Genomic DNA, 15,342 nt, shown 5'->3' with positions numbered 1-15,342 from the left:
GGGGTGGACGCGGGGGTCGCCGGTGGCGGGCGCGCCGACGAGTTCGTCCAGGGGGACGCCGTAGGCCTTCGCCAGGGGGAGCAGCAGTTCCAGGGTGGGTCTGCGCTGCCCCGACTCCAGTCGCGAGAGGGTGCTGAGCGATATCCCGGTCGTCTCGCTCACCTGGGAGAGCGTGGCGCCGCGCGCCCGGCGCAGGGTCCGCAGCCGGGGCCCTACACCGGTCAGAACGTTCTCGAGGTCGTCGTCGGCCATACTCCTATTTGCCGTTCCGGCAAAGATGTTTGTCAAGTGGGCGGTCCTGGGCGGAGGCTTGCCGCATGACGGAAGGAGAGACATGAACGGACATGACGGGCGTTCCACGATCCCACTCGCCCAGGGCGCCGAGCACCTCTACGACGTGGTGGTCGTCGGGGGCGGCGCCGCCGGGCTGAGCGGGGCGCTGACCCTGGCCCGGGCGCGCCGCTCGGTCCTGGTGGTCGACTCCGGGCGGCCGCGCAACGCCCCGGCCGCCGGTGTCCACGGCTATCTGGGGTTCGACGGCACACCGCCCCCGGAGCTGGCGGCCGCCGGACGCGCCGAGGTGCTGCGCTACGGGGGCGAGATCGTCCCGGGCACCGTCACGGCCGTCGAGCGCCTGCCCGCCGGAGGCTTCCGCCTCTCCCTGGACGACGGTACCGCCGTGGCGGCGGGCCGACTGCTGGTGGCCACGGGCCTGGTCGACGAGCTGCCCGGGGTGCCGGGGCTGGCGAGGCTGTGGGGACGCGATGTCCTGCACTGTCCGTACTGCCACGGCTGGGAGGTGCGCGACCGGGCGATCGGCGTGCTGTCCACCGGGCCGGCGGCCGTCCGGCAGGCGCTGCTGTGGCGGCAGTGGAGCGCGGACGTGACCCTGTTCCGGCACACCGGCCCCGAGCCCGGCGACCGGGAGTACGAGCGGCTCGCCGCCCGCGGTGTCGCCGTCGTCGACGGCGAGGTGACCGGCCTGGAGACAAGCGGCGGCCGTCTCGCCGGGGTGCGTCTGGAGGGTGGGCGGACCGTGCCGTGCCGGGCGCTGGTGGTCGCCCCCCGGTTCACCGCCCGTGCGGGCTTCCTGGCGGATCTGGGACTGGAGACCGCCGGCCAGGTGAGGAGCGGCCATGCCGTCGGCGAGCACATCCCCGCCGATGCCACCGGTGCCACCGCCGTGCCCGGGGTGTGGGTGGCCGGAAACGCCACCGATCTGACGGGGCAGGTCGTCGGCGCCGCCGCCGCGGGCGTGAACGCGGCCGCGGCGATCAACGCCGATCTGGTCGAGGAGGAGACCGACCGGGCCGTCGCGGCCCGCGACGGCCTCGGAAGGAAGGTTCTGCGATGAGCGGTCACACGACGAACGGCGACGGCACGGACGGCGCCTCGCCCGGGGAGTTCTGGGACGACTTCTACGGTGCGGGCGAGCGGGTCTGGAGCGGCGAGCCCAACGCCGCCCTGGTCCGCGAGACGGCGGATCTGGCCCCGGGCAGCGCCCTGGACCTGGGATGCGGGGAGGGGGCCGACGCGATCTGGCTCGCGCGGCAGGGCTGGCGCGTCACCGCGGTGGACGTCTCGCGGATCGCCCTGGAACGCGGAGCCGAGCGGGCACGGCGGGCGGACGTCGCCGACCGGATCGACTGGCAGCGGCACGACCTGGCCGAGTCCTTCCCCCGCGGCGTCTTCGATCTGGTCTCCGCCCACTTCCTGCACGCCCCCTCCCCCGTCGAACTGCCCCGGGAGCGAATCCTGCGCGACGCCGCGGCGGCCGTGTCGCCGGGCGGCGTCCTGCTGGTCGTCGGGCACGCCGGCCCTCCCCCGTGGGCGGCCGACCACGGCCACGACGACCACCCGCCCCTGCCCACGTCGGCGGAGGTCCTCGGCTCGCTCGGCCTCCCGGAGCAGGAGTGGGAGCCGCTGGTGAGCGGGGAGTACCGGCGTGAGGCGACCGGACCCGACGGGCAGCGGGCCGTCCTGGAGGACGCCGTGCTCAAGCTGCGGCGGCTGTCCGGCTGAGACCTCCGGGCCGGTCACAAAGACGGGACCGGGCCGGCCGGGGACGCGTGCGCGTCCCCGGCCGGCCCGGTGGTGCGCGGGGCCGCGCCCCGGCTCCGGCACGTCAGACGAGCCGGGCGTCCAGGGTGATGTTCTTGACCCCGGCCAGGGCCTGGCTGACCGGGCAGTTGGCCTTGGCCTCCTCGGCGGCCGCCTGGAAGTCCTCCTCGGACAGCCCGGGGACGGCGGCGCGGACGGTCAGCTTGATGGCGGTGATGCCCTCGCCCGGCTGGAAGGTGACGTCCGCCTGGGTGTCGACCTTCTCCACCGTGTGGCCCTTGCGCGCCAGGCCGCCCGAGAAGGCCATCGAGTAGCAGGAGGAGTGGGCCGCCGCGATCAGCTCCTCGGGGCTGGTCTTGCCACCGGGCTCCTCGGCGCGGGCGGGCCAGCTCACCTCATAGGTGCCGATCCCGGAGGATTCGAGGGCGACGTTGCCCTTGCCCTCGAGGAGGTTGCCTTCCCAGTGGGTCTTGGCGGTACGGGTGGTGGCCATGACTGTCGCTCCTGACGGGTTGTGAGTGACAAGAAAGGTCTGCGGTGATCAGTTTATGCGGCAGGGCCGCTCCGGTCCGGCGAACCGGTCCGGGCCCGGCGCGTGCCGCGCCGGGGCCGGCGTCCGCGGGCCGCGCGGAACGGATAACCGATGGCCCGCGGTCCGGGGCGCCGGTAGCGTCTCTTCCCGCCCGGCGCGGCGGCACACCTGCCCGCCGCTCCCTCCGCCTCCCGCACGCACCGAAGGAGCGCCCGATGACAGACCGGCCTCCGACGACCACCCTGTGGCGGCCCACCGGGCCGAAGGAACTGGCACTGGTGCGGGAGTCCCGGTGGCGCGCCTGGCCTCCCCGGCTGCCCGAACAGCCGATCTTCTACCCGGTGCTGAACGAGGACTACGCGATCAGGATCGCCAGGGACTGGAACGTGAAGCACGACGGGGCGGGCTTCGTCACGCGATTCGAGGTCGCAACCGGCTTCCTGTCCCGTTATCCGGTGCGGCGGGCCGGCGGGGAGACCATCCTCGAACTGTGGGTCCCGGCGGAGGAGCTCGACGACTTCAACGCGCACATCGTCGGGCGGATCCGGGTGGTCCACGAGTTCCACTGAGCCGCCGGGCACCCGTCACCGGGCTCCCCCGCGCTCCCGTCCGCGGGCCCCGCGCTAGGGTGCAGCGTGCTCCTGCGATCCCCTCATGGCTCCCTGGCCGGCGTACGCGTCCTGCACCACCGGGAGCAGGACGCTTCCTGGCCGATGCTGTTCTGGCGGCCCGAGTCCGGGCGGCGGATGATCAGCAGCGCACCGCTGGGCGGCGGGCTCGGCGAGCGCGGCTGGTTCCTCAACGCCCAGGTGCCTCCGGGCTACGCGCGCCTGGACGCCGAGCGGCACCTGGCCGAACTGGCCGGGCGGGCGGGCGCGGAGGGCCCCGGTGTGGGCCTGATGACCGCCGCCCGGGTGCTGGACCACTGCCTCGCGGTGGACGAGGGGGCCGAGGCCCTGGTCACGGCCGGGATCGGCGTACACGGCTGGGCCGCGGCGCCGGGCGCGGGCAGCGGCGGACCGCTGCCCGCCGGGACCATCAACATCCTGGTCTCGGTGCCGGTCGCACTGTCGGACGCCGCTCTGGTCAACGCCGTGGCCACGGCCACCGAGGCCAAGGTGCAGGCGCTGCGGGACGCCGGTGTGGACGCCTCGGGCACACCGACCGACGCGGTGTGCGTCGCCGCCGCGCCGCCTTCGCCGGGCCGTCCGACCGCCGTCGAGCCCTTCGCCGGCCCCCGCTCCCGGTGGGGCGCCCGCCTGGCCCGTGCCGTGCACCGGGCGACCTATCTGGCCTGCACCCGTGCGGCAGCGGCCGACGGCTGACACCCCGTCCGGCTCACGGGCCCGTCCGGCTCACAGGTCCGCGCAGATCCCGCGCGCCCGCTCCAGGTCCTTCTTCGCCTGCGCGTCGAACTCGAAGGCCGACAGAACCCGGTGGTACGACTTCCTGAGCGCCTCCGCGAGCGGCTCGTACCGCTCGTCGCCCGCGGCCGCCGAGGCGGAGAGGGCCTGCGCCGCACCCCAGCGGTTGAGCGCCGCCTCGCCGGCCGGCCCCTTGTCCGTGTACCGCGACTCGTCGAAGCGGTCCAGGACGCCGCACGCCGCACGCGCGTCGGCCGCCGGGCCGCCTTCGCCGCCGCTTCCGCCGGTGAGGGCCCAGGCGGCCCCGACACCCGCGCCGCCGATCACCAGTCCGGCCGCCAGCGCGGCCAGGAGCGGGCCCGTGCGGCGTCGGGTGGGGGGAACCGGAGTTTCGAACGGTTGCTGCATGGGGCCGAAGCGTATCGGCGGGCCGCCGCGCCGCGAGAGGCGCCTCCCTCTGCGAACCGCCCCGCCCGGCGGCCGGGTTGCCGGGCGGCCGGGTCACCCGGCCGACGGTCCGCTCGCCCCCGCTTCCGGGGTCAGGCCGCGCCGTGGAGGCGCCGGTGCAGTTCGCGCACCTCCCGCGCGAGGCCGGGGACCGGCCCCTCCACCGCGACACCGGGCGCGATCTCCTCCACCGGCAGCGTCCGCACCGGCGGCGCGGGCACACCCAGTTCGTCCAGCCAGGAGGCCAGTTGCGCGGAGGAGCTCGCGTAGACGATGCGGCCCAGCCCGACCCAGGCGTGGGCGGCGGCGCACATCGGGCAGTGCTCCCCGGAGGTGTAGACGGTCGCCGCCGCCCGTTCCTCCGGTGTCATGTGGGCGGCGGCCCAGCGCGCCAGCTCGAACTCCGGGTGGCGGGTGCGATCGCCGAGGGCGACCCGGTTGCGGTCCTCGGCCAGGACCGTCCCGTCCCCGCCGACGAGTACGGAGCCGAACGGTTCGTCGCCCGCCTCCAGCGCCTCGGTCGCCAGTTCCACGCAGCGGCGCAGATGGCGCAGCCCGGCATCGTCCACCATGACGGCCTCCTGCGGTGTGTGGTCTCGCGGCTCGGATGCTACCGCGCCCGCCCGGCCGGGCTCGTCTGCGCCGCGCGCCCCCTCCGGGGAGGGCGGGAGCTCGCGCCCCCGCCCTGCCGGGTCAGTACATGGTCGCCTTGTAGGCGCTGAGCGCCTCGGGGACGGGCTGGTAGAAGGTGGTGCCGCCCCTGCGGCAGTCGCCGCTGCCTCCGGAGGTGATGCCCAGGGCCCTGGAGCCGTCGTAGAGCGGGCCGCCGGAATCGCCGGGCTCCGCGCAGACGTTCGTCTGGATCATGCCGCGGACGGTGCCGCTCCCGCTGTAGCGGACCGTGACGTTCAGGGCGGTGACGGTTCCGCTGTGGGTGCCGGTGGTGGATCCGGTGCGCTTGACCGGCTGGCCCACGTAGGCGTCGGCCGGGGTGAAGCCGCCCGGGTGGCCCAGGGAGGTGTTGTCGTAGCGGACGAGGGCGTAGTCGTTGCCGGGGAAGCTCGACTTCACGGTCGGGCCGATGAGCGTGCGCTGCCCGGAGTCGGCGTACCAGGTGTCGACCACGTCGCCGCAGTGCCCGGCGGTGAGGAAGTGGTACGTGCCGCCGCTGAGGACGTTGAAGCCGAGCGAGCAGCGGTAGCCGTTGCCGTGGATGGCGTCGCCGGCGGAGCCCAGCGGGGCGATGGCACCCGGTGTCCGCTCGACCCTGATCGCGCCCGCGTCCGCGCCCGCGGCCTTCCGCAGGGCTCGGACGTCGGCGGGCGAGACGGTGCTGTCGGCGGTGACGACGACGCGTCCGGTCCGGTCGTCGACGTGCCAGGCGATGCCGTCGACGTCCGTGTGGAGCACGGCGTCGCTCACCCGGGAGAGTTCGGCCGCGCCGTAGGCGCGCGGGGCGGCCGCGGCGGCGCTCGGTGCGGTGGTCACGGCGGCGACGCCCAGGCCGATCGCGGCGGCGAGCAGCCGGGCACGGCGGGTGGTGTTCCTGGTGGTGCTCCTTGCGGTGGTGCGCCTGATCCTCACGTGGTCTCCTCCTCGTGGTGGGAAGCCGGTGGGCGACGGCACGTGGGGGGTGTCGCGCGGCGCGCGGAGACGTGTCCACCGAGGGTCATTGATGACGTGCACCTGACATCAACGGAGTGAGTATCGGGCCGCTCCGGCACCAGGCACAAGACCGCCTCCCGCCCCCCGTCCGCCTCTCAGGCGCGCCGGGCCACGACCAGCCGGCAGCGGGGGCTGCCGTCCTCCCGCCGGCCGAGCTCCTCCAGCGGCAGCGTGCCCACCTCGAACCCCGCGTCGGTCAGTTCGCCGCGCACCTCGGGGAGGGGGAACGTGCGGTAGTACATGACGAACGGGGGACGCCACAGGGCGTTGCGCACCCGCATCGCCGCGTCGAAGCCCCACAGCGTCCAGTAGGCACGCGACCCGACCCGGGGCGGCGCGCCGACAGGGAAGGCGAACAGGCCGCCGGGCCGGAGCGCCGCGTGCACCCCCGCGAACAGCCCGGGCCGCTCCTCGGGCAGGAAGTGCCCGAACGCCCCGAAACTGACGGCCAGGTCGAAGGCACCGGCGAAGGGCAGCCTCCGTACGTCGGCGCGCACCCAGCCGACCGCCGGCCCGCCGGGGGCCCCCGAGTGGGCGGAGCGGGCCTCGCCGAGCATGCCGGCGCTGAAGTCGACGCCCACGGCCCGCCGTTCGCAGAGCCGCAGCAGGACGCCCATCCCCGCGCCGGTCCCGCAGCACACGTCCAGGCCCTCCCCGAACGGTCCCAGCGGCTCGAGCGCGCGTGCGGTGGCCTCCAGCAGGCGGTCCGAGGTCCTGAACGGCGTCAGGTCGAACTTCGGCGCGAGCAGGTCGTAACCGCGCTCGACGGACGACAGCGCCTGCACGGCGAGTTCGGGGAGGGTGGGGCCCTGGGCGGTGAACATGGTGCCCACCGTAACGAGCCGGTGGACCGGTTGCCGCCGGAACAGCCCTCCGCCCCTGTCGGCGAGGGCTGGGACAGGGGCGGAGGGCTGTTCCGGCAGGCGGCCGGCCGGGGCCGCCGGGGTGTCACATCTCGAAGACGACGCGGGCCCTGACCTGGCCTCCGAGGATCTCCTCGATGCAGTCGTTGACGGCCTCCAGCGGACGGGTCTCGTAGATCACCTTCGTGCGCCCGGCAGCGTGGAGGGCGAAGACCTCCGCGAGGTCCTGCCGGGTGCCGACGATCGAGCCGATGACGGAGGTGCCGTTCAGCACGGTGTCGAAGACCGGGACGCGCAGGGCGCCGCCCGCCGGGAGCGAGACGAGCACCAGCTTCCCGCCGCGCCGCAGGCCGCGCTGGAGCGCCTCCGTCGCCCGGTCGTCGACGGCGAGCGCGATGGCGGCGTGGGCTCCGCCGTACTCGCGGAGCGCCTCGGCCGGGTCCTCCTTGCGGGCGTCGATCAGGATGTCGGCGCCCAGTTCCCCGGCGAGGGAGAGCTTGTCGTCGGTGACGTCGACGGCTGCCACCGTGGCTCCGGCGATCTTCGCGTACTGGACGGCGAGGTGTCCCAGTCCGCCGATGCCGGAGACGGCCACCAGATCGGTCGGGCCCACCCCGGCCACCTTGACCGCCTTGTAGGTCGTCACGCCCGCGCAGGTCAGCGGGGCCGCCTCACGAGGGTCGATGCCGTCGGGCACCGGCTGGGCGAAGTCGGCGTGGGCGAGCATCATCTCGGCGTGGCCGCCGTCGACACCGTAGCCGGTGTTCTTCTGCCGCTCGCACAGCGTCTCCCAGCCGGACAGGCAGTGCTCGCAGCGCCCGCAGGCCCAGCCGAGCCAGGGCACCGCCACCCGCTGGCCGACCGACAGATGGGTGACGTCGTCACCGAGCCGCTCGATGATGCCGACGCCCTCGTGGCCGGGGACGAAGGGCGGGTTCGGCTTGACCGGCCAGTCGCCGCGGGCGGCGTGGATGTCGGTGTGGCACAGACCCGACGCCTCGACGCGGATGCTGACCTGCGCGGGGCCGGGCCACGGATCGGGCCGGTCCTCGATGGCCAGGGGTTCGCCGAGGGTTCGGACGACTGCTGCTCTCATGGCCTTGGCTCCTCGTGTCCGGTTCCGGCGTACCGGATGTCTTTTCCGCGTCTCCACCCTCCTGCCTCACAGGAGGGCGGCGGCAGGTCCGACAGGAGCAGTCCGCAGGGCCGTACGGCCCACCCTCCGGGGGCCGTACGGCACGGCGGGAGTGGCGGTGCGCGGCGTGGACTCAGGCGGGGCGTCGGCCTCCGGCCGCGCCCAGGAGCGCGGCCAGGGCGCCGGGCAGGTCGTGCAGCGGAGCCGCGGCGCCGGGGATGTCCAGGGGCCAGCCCGGTCCGGCCGGGTGGACGGGGACCGAGACCGTCTCCAGCGCGGTCCGCAGCCAGGAGGGGTCGGCCGTCGCGGGAGAGCGGGCCCACAGCACCACGGCACCGGGGCGGGCGCGGACGAGGGCGTCGGTCAGGGCGGGGACGGGCAGGTCGCCGGCCAGGACGACGGCACGGCCCTCCTCCGCCAGGGCGGCGGCCAGGGCCGTCAGCGGCAGCGTGTGGTGCTCGGTCGGCGCGGCGGCCAGGAGCACGGGGCCAAAGGCGCCGGAGGCCGAGGCGCCGGGGGCACCGGGGGCGGACGGAAGCGCGGCGGTGCGGTCCTGGGCGTGGCGGCGCAGGACGCTTTCGACGATGCCGCTGGTGACGTGCTCCACCTCGACGCCGCGGCCGGTTTCCTCCCAGTGGTCGCCGATGGCGGTGAGGGCGGGCGCGAGCACGGTCGTCCAGGCGCCGGCGGCCCCCAGCCGGGCCAGCGCGGCCGACACCGCCGCCTGGACGGCCGCGGTGTCCAGCGCGTGCATGGCCTCGGTCAGCTCGGCCGCGCCCGCTTCCGCGTCCGGCGGACCGGCCGCGGCCACCGCTCGGGCCGCGTCGGCGGCGGGTACGCCGCGGCGGACGAGCGTACGCATGCGTTCCAGCCGCTCCAGGTCCCGCGCGGAGTAGCGGCGGTGCCCGCCGGGGGTCCGCCCGGAGGGGGCGAGGCCGTAGCGGCGCTCCCAGGCACGGAGGGCGGCGGCGCTCATCCCCAGGCTCTCGGCCACCACACCCACCGGCAGCAGGACCTGATCCACCTCCTGTCCGAAGGCCGGGCGCGCGGCGGCGCGGGAGGGGCGGGCGGAAGGCATGGCGCAATCGTCCGCCGAGGTCGGACCGGACGCAAGTCACCGGATGTACAAGTTGTGCACAAGTTTGTTTGGCCCCGCCGGACACGGGCACCCGCGAAGCGGCGGGCCGCCCCGAACGGCCCGGCGCGTCCTGGAGGGGGCTTTCACACGTGCGTCCGCACCGCGCCCCTCCCTGTCGCCCATCCGCGCCGCGCGATGCCTCCGCCTCACCCGTCCAGAGCGCCCGCACTGAGAGCATTGTCTTCAATGTTCGGGTGTGAAAACTTCTGTCCGTATGTGCGCCGGGCGTCTCGGCCCCGCGCCGGGAAGGAGCCGCGATGCGGCACCAGGCCACCGACCTGGCCCTCGCCCCTGCCAGCCCCGCACCCGCACATCCCGTGTCGGCCGCCCCGGGAGGAGAGCGGGCCGTGCGGGTCGCGCCCCGGCCGCCGTACCGCCCGGACGAGGCCCGCACGGAACACCCCGCGAGCCACCGTACGGACCGCGGCCCCCTCTCCCGGAACCCCGACCGCGACATCACGGCCGCCGTCGATGCCGTGCTCGCCGAGCATCTGACGCTGCGCCGGGCCGAGGCGCGGCGGATCAGCGACCGGTTCACCGCCGATGTCGCCGACTGCCTGATCGGCCTGGTGCGTCGCGGCGGCAAGCGGCTGCGCCCGGCGTTCCTGTGGTGGGGCTGGCGGGCGGGCGGCGGCACGCCGGAGCACGCCGACGCGGAGGCGGTGCTGCACGCGGCCGCCGCGCTGGAGCTGATCCAGGCCTGTGCGCTGGTGCACGACGACCTGATGGACGAATCACCGCTGCGCCGCGGCGCGCCCGCCGCCCATGTGGCCCTCGCCCGCCGGCACCGTGCCCGGGGCCTGCGCGGGGACGCGGACGTGTTCGGGGCGTCCGCCGCCCTTCTGACGGGTGATCTGGCCCTGGTCTGGGCGGAGGACCTGTGGGACGCGGCGTCCCCTTGCGAGGAGGCCCGGCGGCGGGCCCGTCCCGTCTGGCGTGCGATGCGCACCGAGATGGTGGCCGGTCAGTACCTGGACCTGTACGGGCAGGCGGTCGGCGCGCCCTCCCCTTCCTCCTCCCTGCGCATCGCCCGTCTCAAGAGCGGGCTGTACACCGTGGAGCGCCCGCTGCACCTGGGGGCGGCGCTGGCCGGCGCGGACGCGCACACCACCTCGGCGCTGCGGCGGGCCGGACGGTGTGCCGGGGTGGCGTTCCAGCTACGCGACGACCTCCTGGGCGTCTTCGGGGATCCGGCCCGTACGGGCAAGCCCGCGGGCGACGACGTGCGGCAGGGCAAGCCCACCCACCTGATGGCCCTGGGCCTGCGCCTGGCCCGCGTCCGCGGCCGGCCCGCGGACCGGGAACTGCTGGAGCGGGCGCTCGGCGACCCCGCGCTGACCGAGGGGGAACTGGACCGGGTGCGCGCCGTGCTGAGCGAACTGGGGGCCCGTGAGGCCGTGGAGCGGCGCGTCGGCGGCCTGACCGGCGAGGCGCTCGCCGCGCTGGAGGAGGCCGCGCTCGACGGGCTTCCGGCCCGGAAGCTTTCGGCGCTGCTGTACGCCGTCCTGGGCGAACCGGACGCCGGCCACCACCGCTCGGGCGGCGCCCCCCGCGACGCCGCCGTCCTCCCCACCCGCTGAACACCTGCCGAAGGAGTCCGGATGAGAAGACTGCACGGGCCGGGCGACCACGTCGTCATCGTCGGGGCGGGGCTGGCCGGGCTTTCCGCCGCGCTGCACCTGCTGGGCGCCGGGCGCTCGGTCACCGTCGTCGAGCGGGAGGACGGGCCGGGCGGCCGGGCCGGCCGCGAGGAGTGGGCGGGCTACCGCGTCGACACCGGTCCCACCGTGCTGACCATGCCCGATCTGGTCGACGAGGCCATGGCCGCGGTGGGTACGGGACTCGCCGACCACGTCGAGCTGATCGGGCTCCATCCCGCCTACCGCGCCCGTTTCGCCGACGGCGGCTCCCTGGACGTGCACACCGACCCGCACGCCATGGAGGCCGAGATCGCCCGGGTGGCCGGGCCGGAGGATGCGGCCGGGTACCGGCGGCTGCGCGACTGGCTGGAACGCCTGTACCGGGTGCAGATGCGCTCGTTCATCGACGCCAACTTCGACTCGCCGCTGGGGCTGCTGGGCGCCGACCTGGCCAGACTGGCCGCACTCGGCGGATTCGGCACCTGGCACGGGCGCGTCGCGCGCTTCCTGAAGGACGAGCGGCTGCGCCGCGTGTTCTCCTTCCAGGCGCTGTACGCCGGGGTACCGCCCACCCGGGCGCTGGCCGCGTACGCCGTCATCGCCTACATGGACACCGTCGCCGGGGTGTGGTTCCCGCGCGGCGGCATGCACGCCGTGCCCCGGGCCATGGCCGACGCCGCCGCCCGTGCCGGGGCCCGCTTCGTCCACGGCGCCGAGGTGACGCAGCTGGAGCGCTCGCCGGGCGGGCGCGCCGCGGCGGTGCGCACCGTCGGCGGGGAGCGGATCGCCTGCGACGCGGTGGTGCTCACCTGCGACCTGCCGATCGCCCACCGCCTGCTGGGCGGCGCGCCGCGCCGCCCGGTGCCGCTGCGGTACGCGCCCTCGGCGGTCGTCCTGCACGCGGGCGGCGACCGGACCTGGCCCGAACTGGCCCACCACACGCTGTCGTTCGGCTCCGCCTGGAAGTCGACGTTCCGGCAGCTCACCCGGACCGGCGAGCTGATGAGCGACCCCTCCCTGCTGATCACCCGGCCCACCGCCACCGATCCGGCACTGGCCCCCGAGGGCAGGCACCTGCACTACGTGCTGGCCCCCTGCCCCAATCTCGTCACCGGTCCCCGCGACTGGGACCGTGTCGGCCCCCGCTACCGCGACGAACTGGTCGCCGAGCTGGAGCGCCGCGGGCTGGACGGCTTCGGCGACGCGATCGAGGCGGAGCACCTGGTCACCCCGGCCGACTGGGCCCGGCAGGGGCATGCGGCGGGCACCCCGTTCTCCGCCGCGCACACCTTCGCCCAGACGGGCCCGTTCCGGCCGCGGAACCTGCCTCGCGGCTGGGAGAACGTGGTCCTGGCCGGCTGCGGCACCACCCCCGGCGTGGGCGTGCCGACGGTGGTGGTCTCCGGCAAGCTCGCCGCCGCCCGCATCACCGCCGGATCCGGCCGTCCGCGCCCGCCACGGCGCGCGGCGCAGGCGCCCGCCGGTGCCGGCGCGGCCGAGGGGGCGGCCGTATGACGGCGCGCGAGCTGGACGCGGCCGGCGTCCACGACCCGGCGCTGCGCGCGGCCTACACCCGCTGCCGCGAACTGAACGCCCGCCACGGCAGGACGTACTTCCTGGCCACCCGGCTGCTCACCCCCCGCCAGCGCCCGGCCGTCCACGCCCTGTACGGCTTCGCGCGCTGGGCGGACGACATCGTCGACGACCTCGACCCCGCCCTCACCCCCGAGCAGCGCGCCCGGGCGCTGGCGGAGCTGGACGAGGAGCTGTCGGCGGCCCTGCGCACCGGACGCGGCGGGCACCCGGTGATCGCGGCACTGGCCGACACCGCCGCCCGCTACGCCATCGACCCGGCGCACTTCACCGACTTCATGCGCTCGATGGCCATGGACCTGCACGTCACCGAGTACCCCACCCTCGACGACCTGCGGGTGTACGTGCACGGTTCGGCGGCCGTGATCGGCCTCCAGGTGCTGCCGGTGCTGGACACGGTCGTGCCGCGCCAGGAGGCCGCCCCGCACGCCGCGGCGCTCGGGGTGGCCTTCCAGCTCACCAACTTCCTGCGGGACGTGGGCGAGGACCTGGACCGCGGCCGGATCTACCTGCCGCTGGACCGCCTGGCCGCCCACGGCGTCGACCGCGACCTGCTGCTGTGGTGCCGCCGGGCGGGGCGCGCCGACGCCCGGGTGCGGGCCGCGCTGCGGGAGCTGTGCGAGACCACCCGGGGGATCTACCGGGAGGCCGAGCCGGGCATCGCCATGCTGCACCCGGTCTCGCGGCCCTGTGTGCGCGCCGCGTTCGTGCTCTACGGCGCCATCCTGGACCGGATCGAGGCGGCCGGGTACGCGGTGCTCCACCGGCGCGCGGTGGTCCCCCGCCGCCGGCGGGCCGCCGTGGCGCTGGGCGGGCTGGCGGACGTCGCCGCCTCGCGTGCCCGCGGCGCCCTGACCGGTGACCTTCCGCGGGTGCCCGGCCACCCTCGGGACCCCGCGGGGAAGCCGGTGGGGAGACCGGCGAAGAGAGCAGAGGAAGCCCCGCGGACCCGCCGGCGGGGCGCGCAGCGAGGAGGAGTGCTGTCTTGACCAAGCGCCGTGTCGGGGGTTCGACCGGTTGGCGCAGCCCCCTGCGCCTGATGTCCGACCCCGGCTGGAGCCGACAGGAGCCGACGTGGCGGGCGGCTCGGCCCCAGATCATCGCCGACGCCCTGAAGCGGGCCTCGGCCCGCCCCTCGGGCAACTGGTACGTGGTGGCGGCCAGCCGCGAGGTCCGCCCGGGCCGCCCCTTCGGCAGAACGGTCGCCGGGGTGGAGCTGGTGCTCTGGCGCGCGGAGTCCGGGCGCCTGGCGGCCGGTCCGGGCGCCTGCCCGCACCTGGGTGCGCCGCTGTGCGACAGCGTGGTGGAGTCCGGGCGCCTGATCTGCCACTGGCACGGCCTGGGCCTGACCGAACGGGGCATGCCCGGCTGGGAGCCCTACCCCGTGTACGACGACGGGGTGCTGGTGTGGGTGCGGCTGGACTCGGTGGGCGGCGAGGAACCGCTGGAGCGGCCCTGCCTGCCGCGGCGTCCCGACCCGGCCGCCTCGGTGGACGCGGTGACGACCCTGGTGGGTGCCTGCGAGCCGGAGGACGTCATCGCCAACCGGCTCGACCCCTGGCACGGGGCGTGGTTCCATCCGTACGCCTTCACCCGGCTGACGGTGGTGGAGGAGCCCGATCCCGCCGTCAACGGCGACCGTTTCCTGGTCGACGTGGCCTACCGCGTCGGTCCCCGGGCGTGCGTGCCGGTGCGGGCCGCGTTCAGCGCGCCGGAACCGCGCACGCTGGTGATGCACATCGTCGACGGCGAGGGCGAGACGTCGGCGGTGGAGACCCATGCCACGCCGCTCACCGCCCCGGGGGACCCGAACCCGCGCACCGCCGTGATCGAGGCCGTGCTGGCCACCTCCGGCCGGCCGGGCTTCGCCGTGGCGCGGGCCGCCGCGCCGCTGCTGCGGCCGCTGATGCGGCGGGCCGCCGCCCGGCTGTGGCGTGACGACCTGGCGTACGCCGAACGCCGCCGGCTGCTGCGCGGCCGGGGCCGGTTCCCGGGGGCGGTGTGAGGTCCGCCGGGGCGGCCCTCACACCGGGCTCGGCGCGGGGCTCCGAGCCGGGCTCAGCGCGGGGCGCGGGCGAGGAAGGTGTGGAGGATGCCGTACTCCCAGCCCGGCAGCGGTACCGTGCGGACGCCTTCGAAGCCCGCCGCCGTCAGCCGCTCCGCCAGTTCCGGCGCGGTGTCGAACTCCAGGACGCTGCGCCACAGATGGCGGTACAGGTCCGCCCCGCCCGGGCCGAGGGAGCCCGCGGGGATGATCACCGAGCGGCACACGGCCGTCCAGACCAGGCGGTGCCGCGCCGCGCCGGACAGGGCGTACTCGTGGACGGCCAGCCGCCCGCCGGGGCGCAGCAGGCCCCGCAGCCCGGTCAGCACCTTGTCCGGGTCGGTCAGGTTGCGCACCAGATAGGCGGCGAACACCGCGTCGAACGGTCCGCTCACCCCCGCCCGCTCCAGCTCCTCGGCGGGCGTGTGGACGAAGGTGACGTTCCCGGGCCATCTCTTGGCCTCGGCCCGCTCCAGCATTCCGGCCGAGGCGTCCACCGCGGTGATCTCGGCATGGGGCGCGGCGGCCAGCAGGGCCGCGGTGGAGGCGCCGGTCCCGCAGCCCAGGTCGAGTACGCGCAGGCCCTCGCCGCCGTCCGGCAGGGCCAGCCTGCGGGCGGAGCGGCGCAACTGCCGGTGGTAGCCGGGGTTCGCGCCGGTCAGACGGTCGTAGGCGGTGGAGGCGCCGTCGAACGCCGCGGTGAGCGCGCCGTCCTGCAGGAGGGTCATCGTGTCCGTCCTTCCGCCCGTACGGGCCCGGGGTGTGCGGTCATGGCCGCACGCCTACCCGGCGTGCGGCACCGGGAACGCGCCGGGAGGAGTGCGGGGAGGGCCGCCGGGTGCGCCGTCGGAGGGAGGGGG

At 75.9% G+C, this 15,342-nt stretch carries 17 protein-coding genes; 8 read left to right on the top strand and 9 right to left on the bottom strand.

The features are described 5' to 3' along the window. The coding region (locus tag L7D48_RS15150; protein ID WP_237879966.1) for a helix-turn-helix domain-containing protein at window positions 1-252 on the bottom strand (252 nt) is incomplete at its 3' end. An 82-nt stretch (window positions 253-334) separates the two neighbouring features. Here L7D48_RS15150 and L7D48_RS15145 point away from each other — a divergent pair. After that, on the top strand, window positions 335-1,354 hold the full coding sequence (locus tag L7D48_RS15145) for an NAD(P)/FAD-dependent oxidoreductase (protein WP_237879965.1): 1,020 nt from the start codon (window positions 335-337) through the stop codon (window positions 1,352-1,354). After that, window positions 1,351-2,022, top strand: a complete 672-nt coding sequence (locus tag L7D48_RS15140) for a bifunctional 2-polyprenyl-6-hydroxyphenol methylase/3-demethylubiquinol 3-O-methyltransferase UbiG (protein ID WP_237879964.1) — start codon at window positions 1,351-1,353, stop codon at window positions 2,020-2,022. The genes L7D48_RS15145 and L7D48_RS15140 overlap by 4 nt, the downstream gene beginning before the upstream one ends. Before the next feature lie 103 nt (window positions 2,023-2,125). Here the strand turns inward: L7D48_RS15140 and L7D48_RS15135 are convergent, their stop codons facing one another. Continuing rightward, entirely contained in the window at window positions 2,126-2,554 is a 429-nt protein-coding gene (locus L7D48_RS15135; protein ID WP_237879963.1) for an OsmC family protein, read from the bottom strand. Between the two features lie 254 nt (window positions 2,555-2,808). Here L7D48_RS15135 and L7D48_RS15130 point away from each other — a divergent pair, with 254 nt between their 5' ends. Continuing rightward, a complete protein-coding gene (locus L7D48_RS15130; protein WP_237879962.1) occupies window positions 2,809-3,162 on the top strand; it encodes a hypothetical protein in 354 nt (117 codons plus the stop codon). Between the two features lie 144 nt (window positions 3,163-3,306). Then, entirely contained in the window at window positions 3,307-3,918 is a 612-nt protein-coding gene (locus tag L7D48_RS15125; protein WP_237879968.1) for an adenosylcobinamide amidohydrolase, read from the top strand. A gap of 30 nt (window positions 3,919-3,948) precedes the next feature. On the opposite strand, the gene L7D48_RS15120 is transcribed toward L7D48_RS15125, so the two are convergent. From L7D48_RS15120 to L7D48_RS15095, 6 genes are all read right to left on the bottom strand, one after another. After that, window positions 3,949-4,365: a hypothetical protein gene (locus L7D48_RS15120; protein ID WP_237879961.1), complete on the bottom strand. Its 417-nt coding sequence runs from the start codon at window positions 4,363-4,365 to the stop codon at window positions 3,949-3,951. A gap of 131 nt (window positions 4,366-4,496) precedes the next feature. Next, entirely contained in the window at window positions 4,497-4,976 is a 480-nt protein-coding gene (locus L7D48_RS15115; protein WP_237879960.1) for a nucleoside deaminase, read from the bottom strand. 121 nt (window positions 4,977-5,097) lie between these two features. After that, the gene (locus L7D48_RS15110) at window positions 5,098-5,988 is read right to left on the bottom strand and encodes a S1 family peptidase (protein WP_237879959.1); all 891 of its coding nucleotides are present in this window, start codon (window positions 5,986-5,988) and stop codon (window positions 5,098-5,100) included. 176 nt (window positions 5,989-6,164) lie between these two features. Continuing rightward, window positions 6,165-6,893 (bottom strand): class I SAM-dependent methyltransferase, encoded by a 729-nt coding sequence (locus L7D48_RS15105; RefSeq protein ID WP_237879958.1) that lies wholly within the window; start codon window positions 6,891-6,893, stop codon window positions 6,165-6,167. A 124-nt stretch (window positions 6,894-7,017) separates the two neighbouring features. Beyond that, complete coding sequence (locus L7D48_RS15100; protein WP_237879957.1) at window positions 7,018-8,028, bottom strand: zinc-dependent alcohol dehydrogenase; 1,011 nt, start codon at window positions 8,026-8,028, stop codon at window positions 7,018-7,020. A gap of 172 nt (window positions 8,029-8,200) precedes the next feature. Next, on the bottom strand, window positions 8,201-9,145 hold the full coding sequence (locus L7D48_RS15095) for a MerR family transcriptional regulator (protein ID WP_237879956.1): 945 nt from the start codon (window positions 9,143-9,145) through the stop codon (window positions 8,201-8,203). A 317-nt stretch (window positions 9,146-9,462) separates the two neighbouring features. Here L7D48_RS15095 and L7D48_RS15090 point away from each other — a divergent pair, with 317 nt between their 5' ends. Genes L7D48_RS15090 through L7D48_RS15075 form a run of 4 tightly spaced genes read left to right on the top strand, consistent with a single transcriptional unit; the run spans window position 9,463 to window position 14,443 of the window. Further along, window positions 9,463-10,785, top strand: coding sequence for a polyprenyl synthetase family protein (locus L7D48_RS15090; protein ID WP_237879955.1), 1,323 nt, complete (start codon window positions 9,463-9,465; stop codon window positions 10,783-10,785). A 21-nt stretch (window positions 10,786-10,806) separates the two neighbouring features. Next, complete coding sequence (gene crtI, locus L7D48_RS15085; protein WP_237879954.1) at window positions 10,807-12,360, top strand: phytoene desaturase family protein; 1,554 nt, start codon at window positions 10,807-10,809, stop codon at window positions 12,358-12,360. Then, entirely contained in the window at window positions 12,357-13,427 is a 1,071-nt protein-coding gene (locus tag L7D48_RS15080) for a phytoene/squalene synthase family protein (RefSeq protein WP_237879953.1), read from the top strand. The genes crtI and L7D48_RS15080 overlap by 4 nt, the downstream gene beginning before the upstream one ends. 50 nt (window positions 13,428-13,477) lie before the next feature. Next, window positions 13,478-14,443, top strand: a complete 966-nt coding sequence (locus L7D48_RS15075; RefSeq protein WP_237879967.1) for a DUF5914 domain-containing protein — start codon at window positions 13,478-13,480, stop codon at window positions 14,441-14,443. A gap of 53 nt (window positions 14,444-14,496) precedes the next feature. On the opposite strand, the gene L7D48_RS15070 is transcribed toward L7D48_RS15075, so the two are convergent. After that, entirely contained in the window at window positions 14,497-15,210 is a 714-nt protein-coding gene (locus tag L7D48_RS15070) for a class I SAM-dependent methyltransferase (protein ID WP_237879952.1), read from the bottom strand. Between the last annotated feature and the right edge of the window lie 132 nt (window positions 15,211-15,342).

Origin of the sequence: Streptomyces sp. ICN903 (assembly GCF_022015835.1) — a bacterium.
Lineage (GTDB): Bacteria > Actinomycetota > Actinomycetes > Streptomycetales > Streptomycetaceae > Streptomyces > Streptomyces fenghuangensis.
This window is presented reverse-complemented; position numbering and strand designations above follow the sequence as displayed.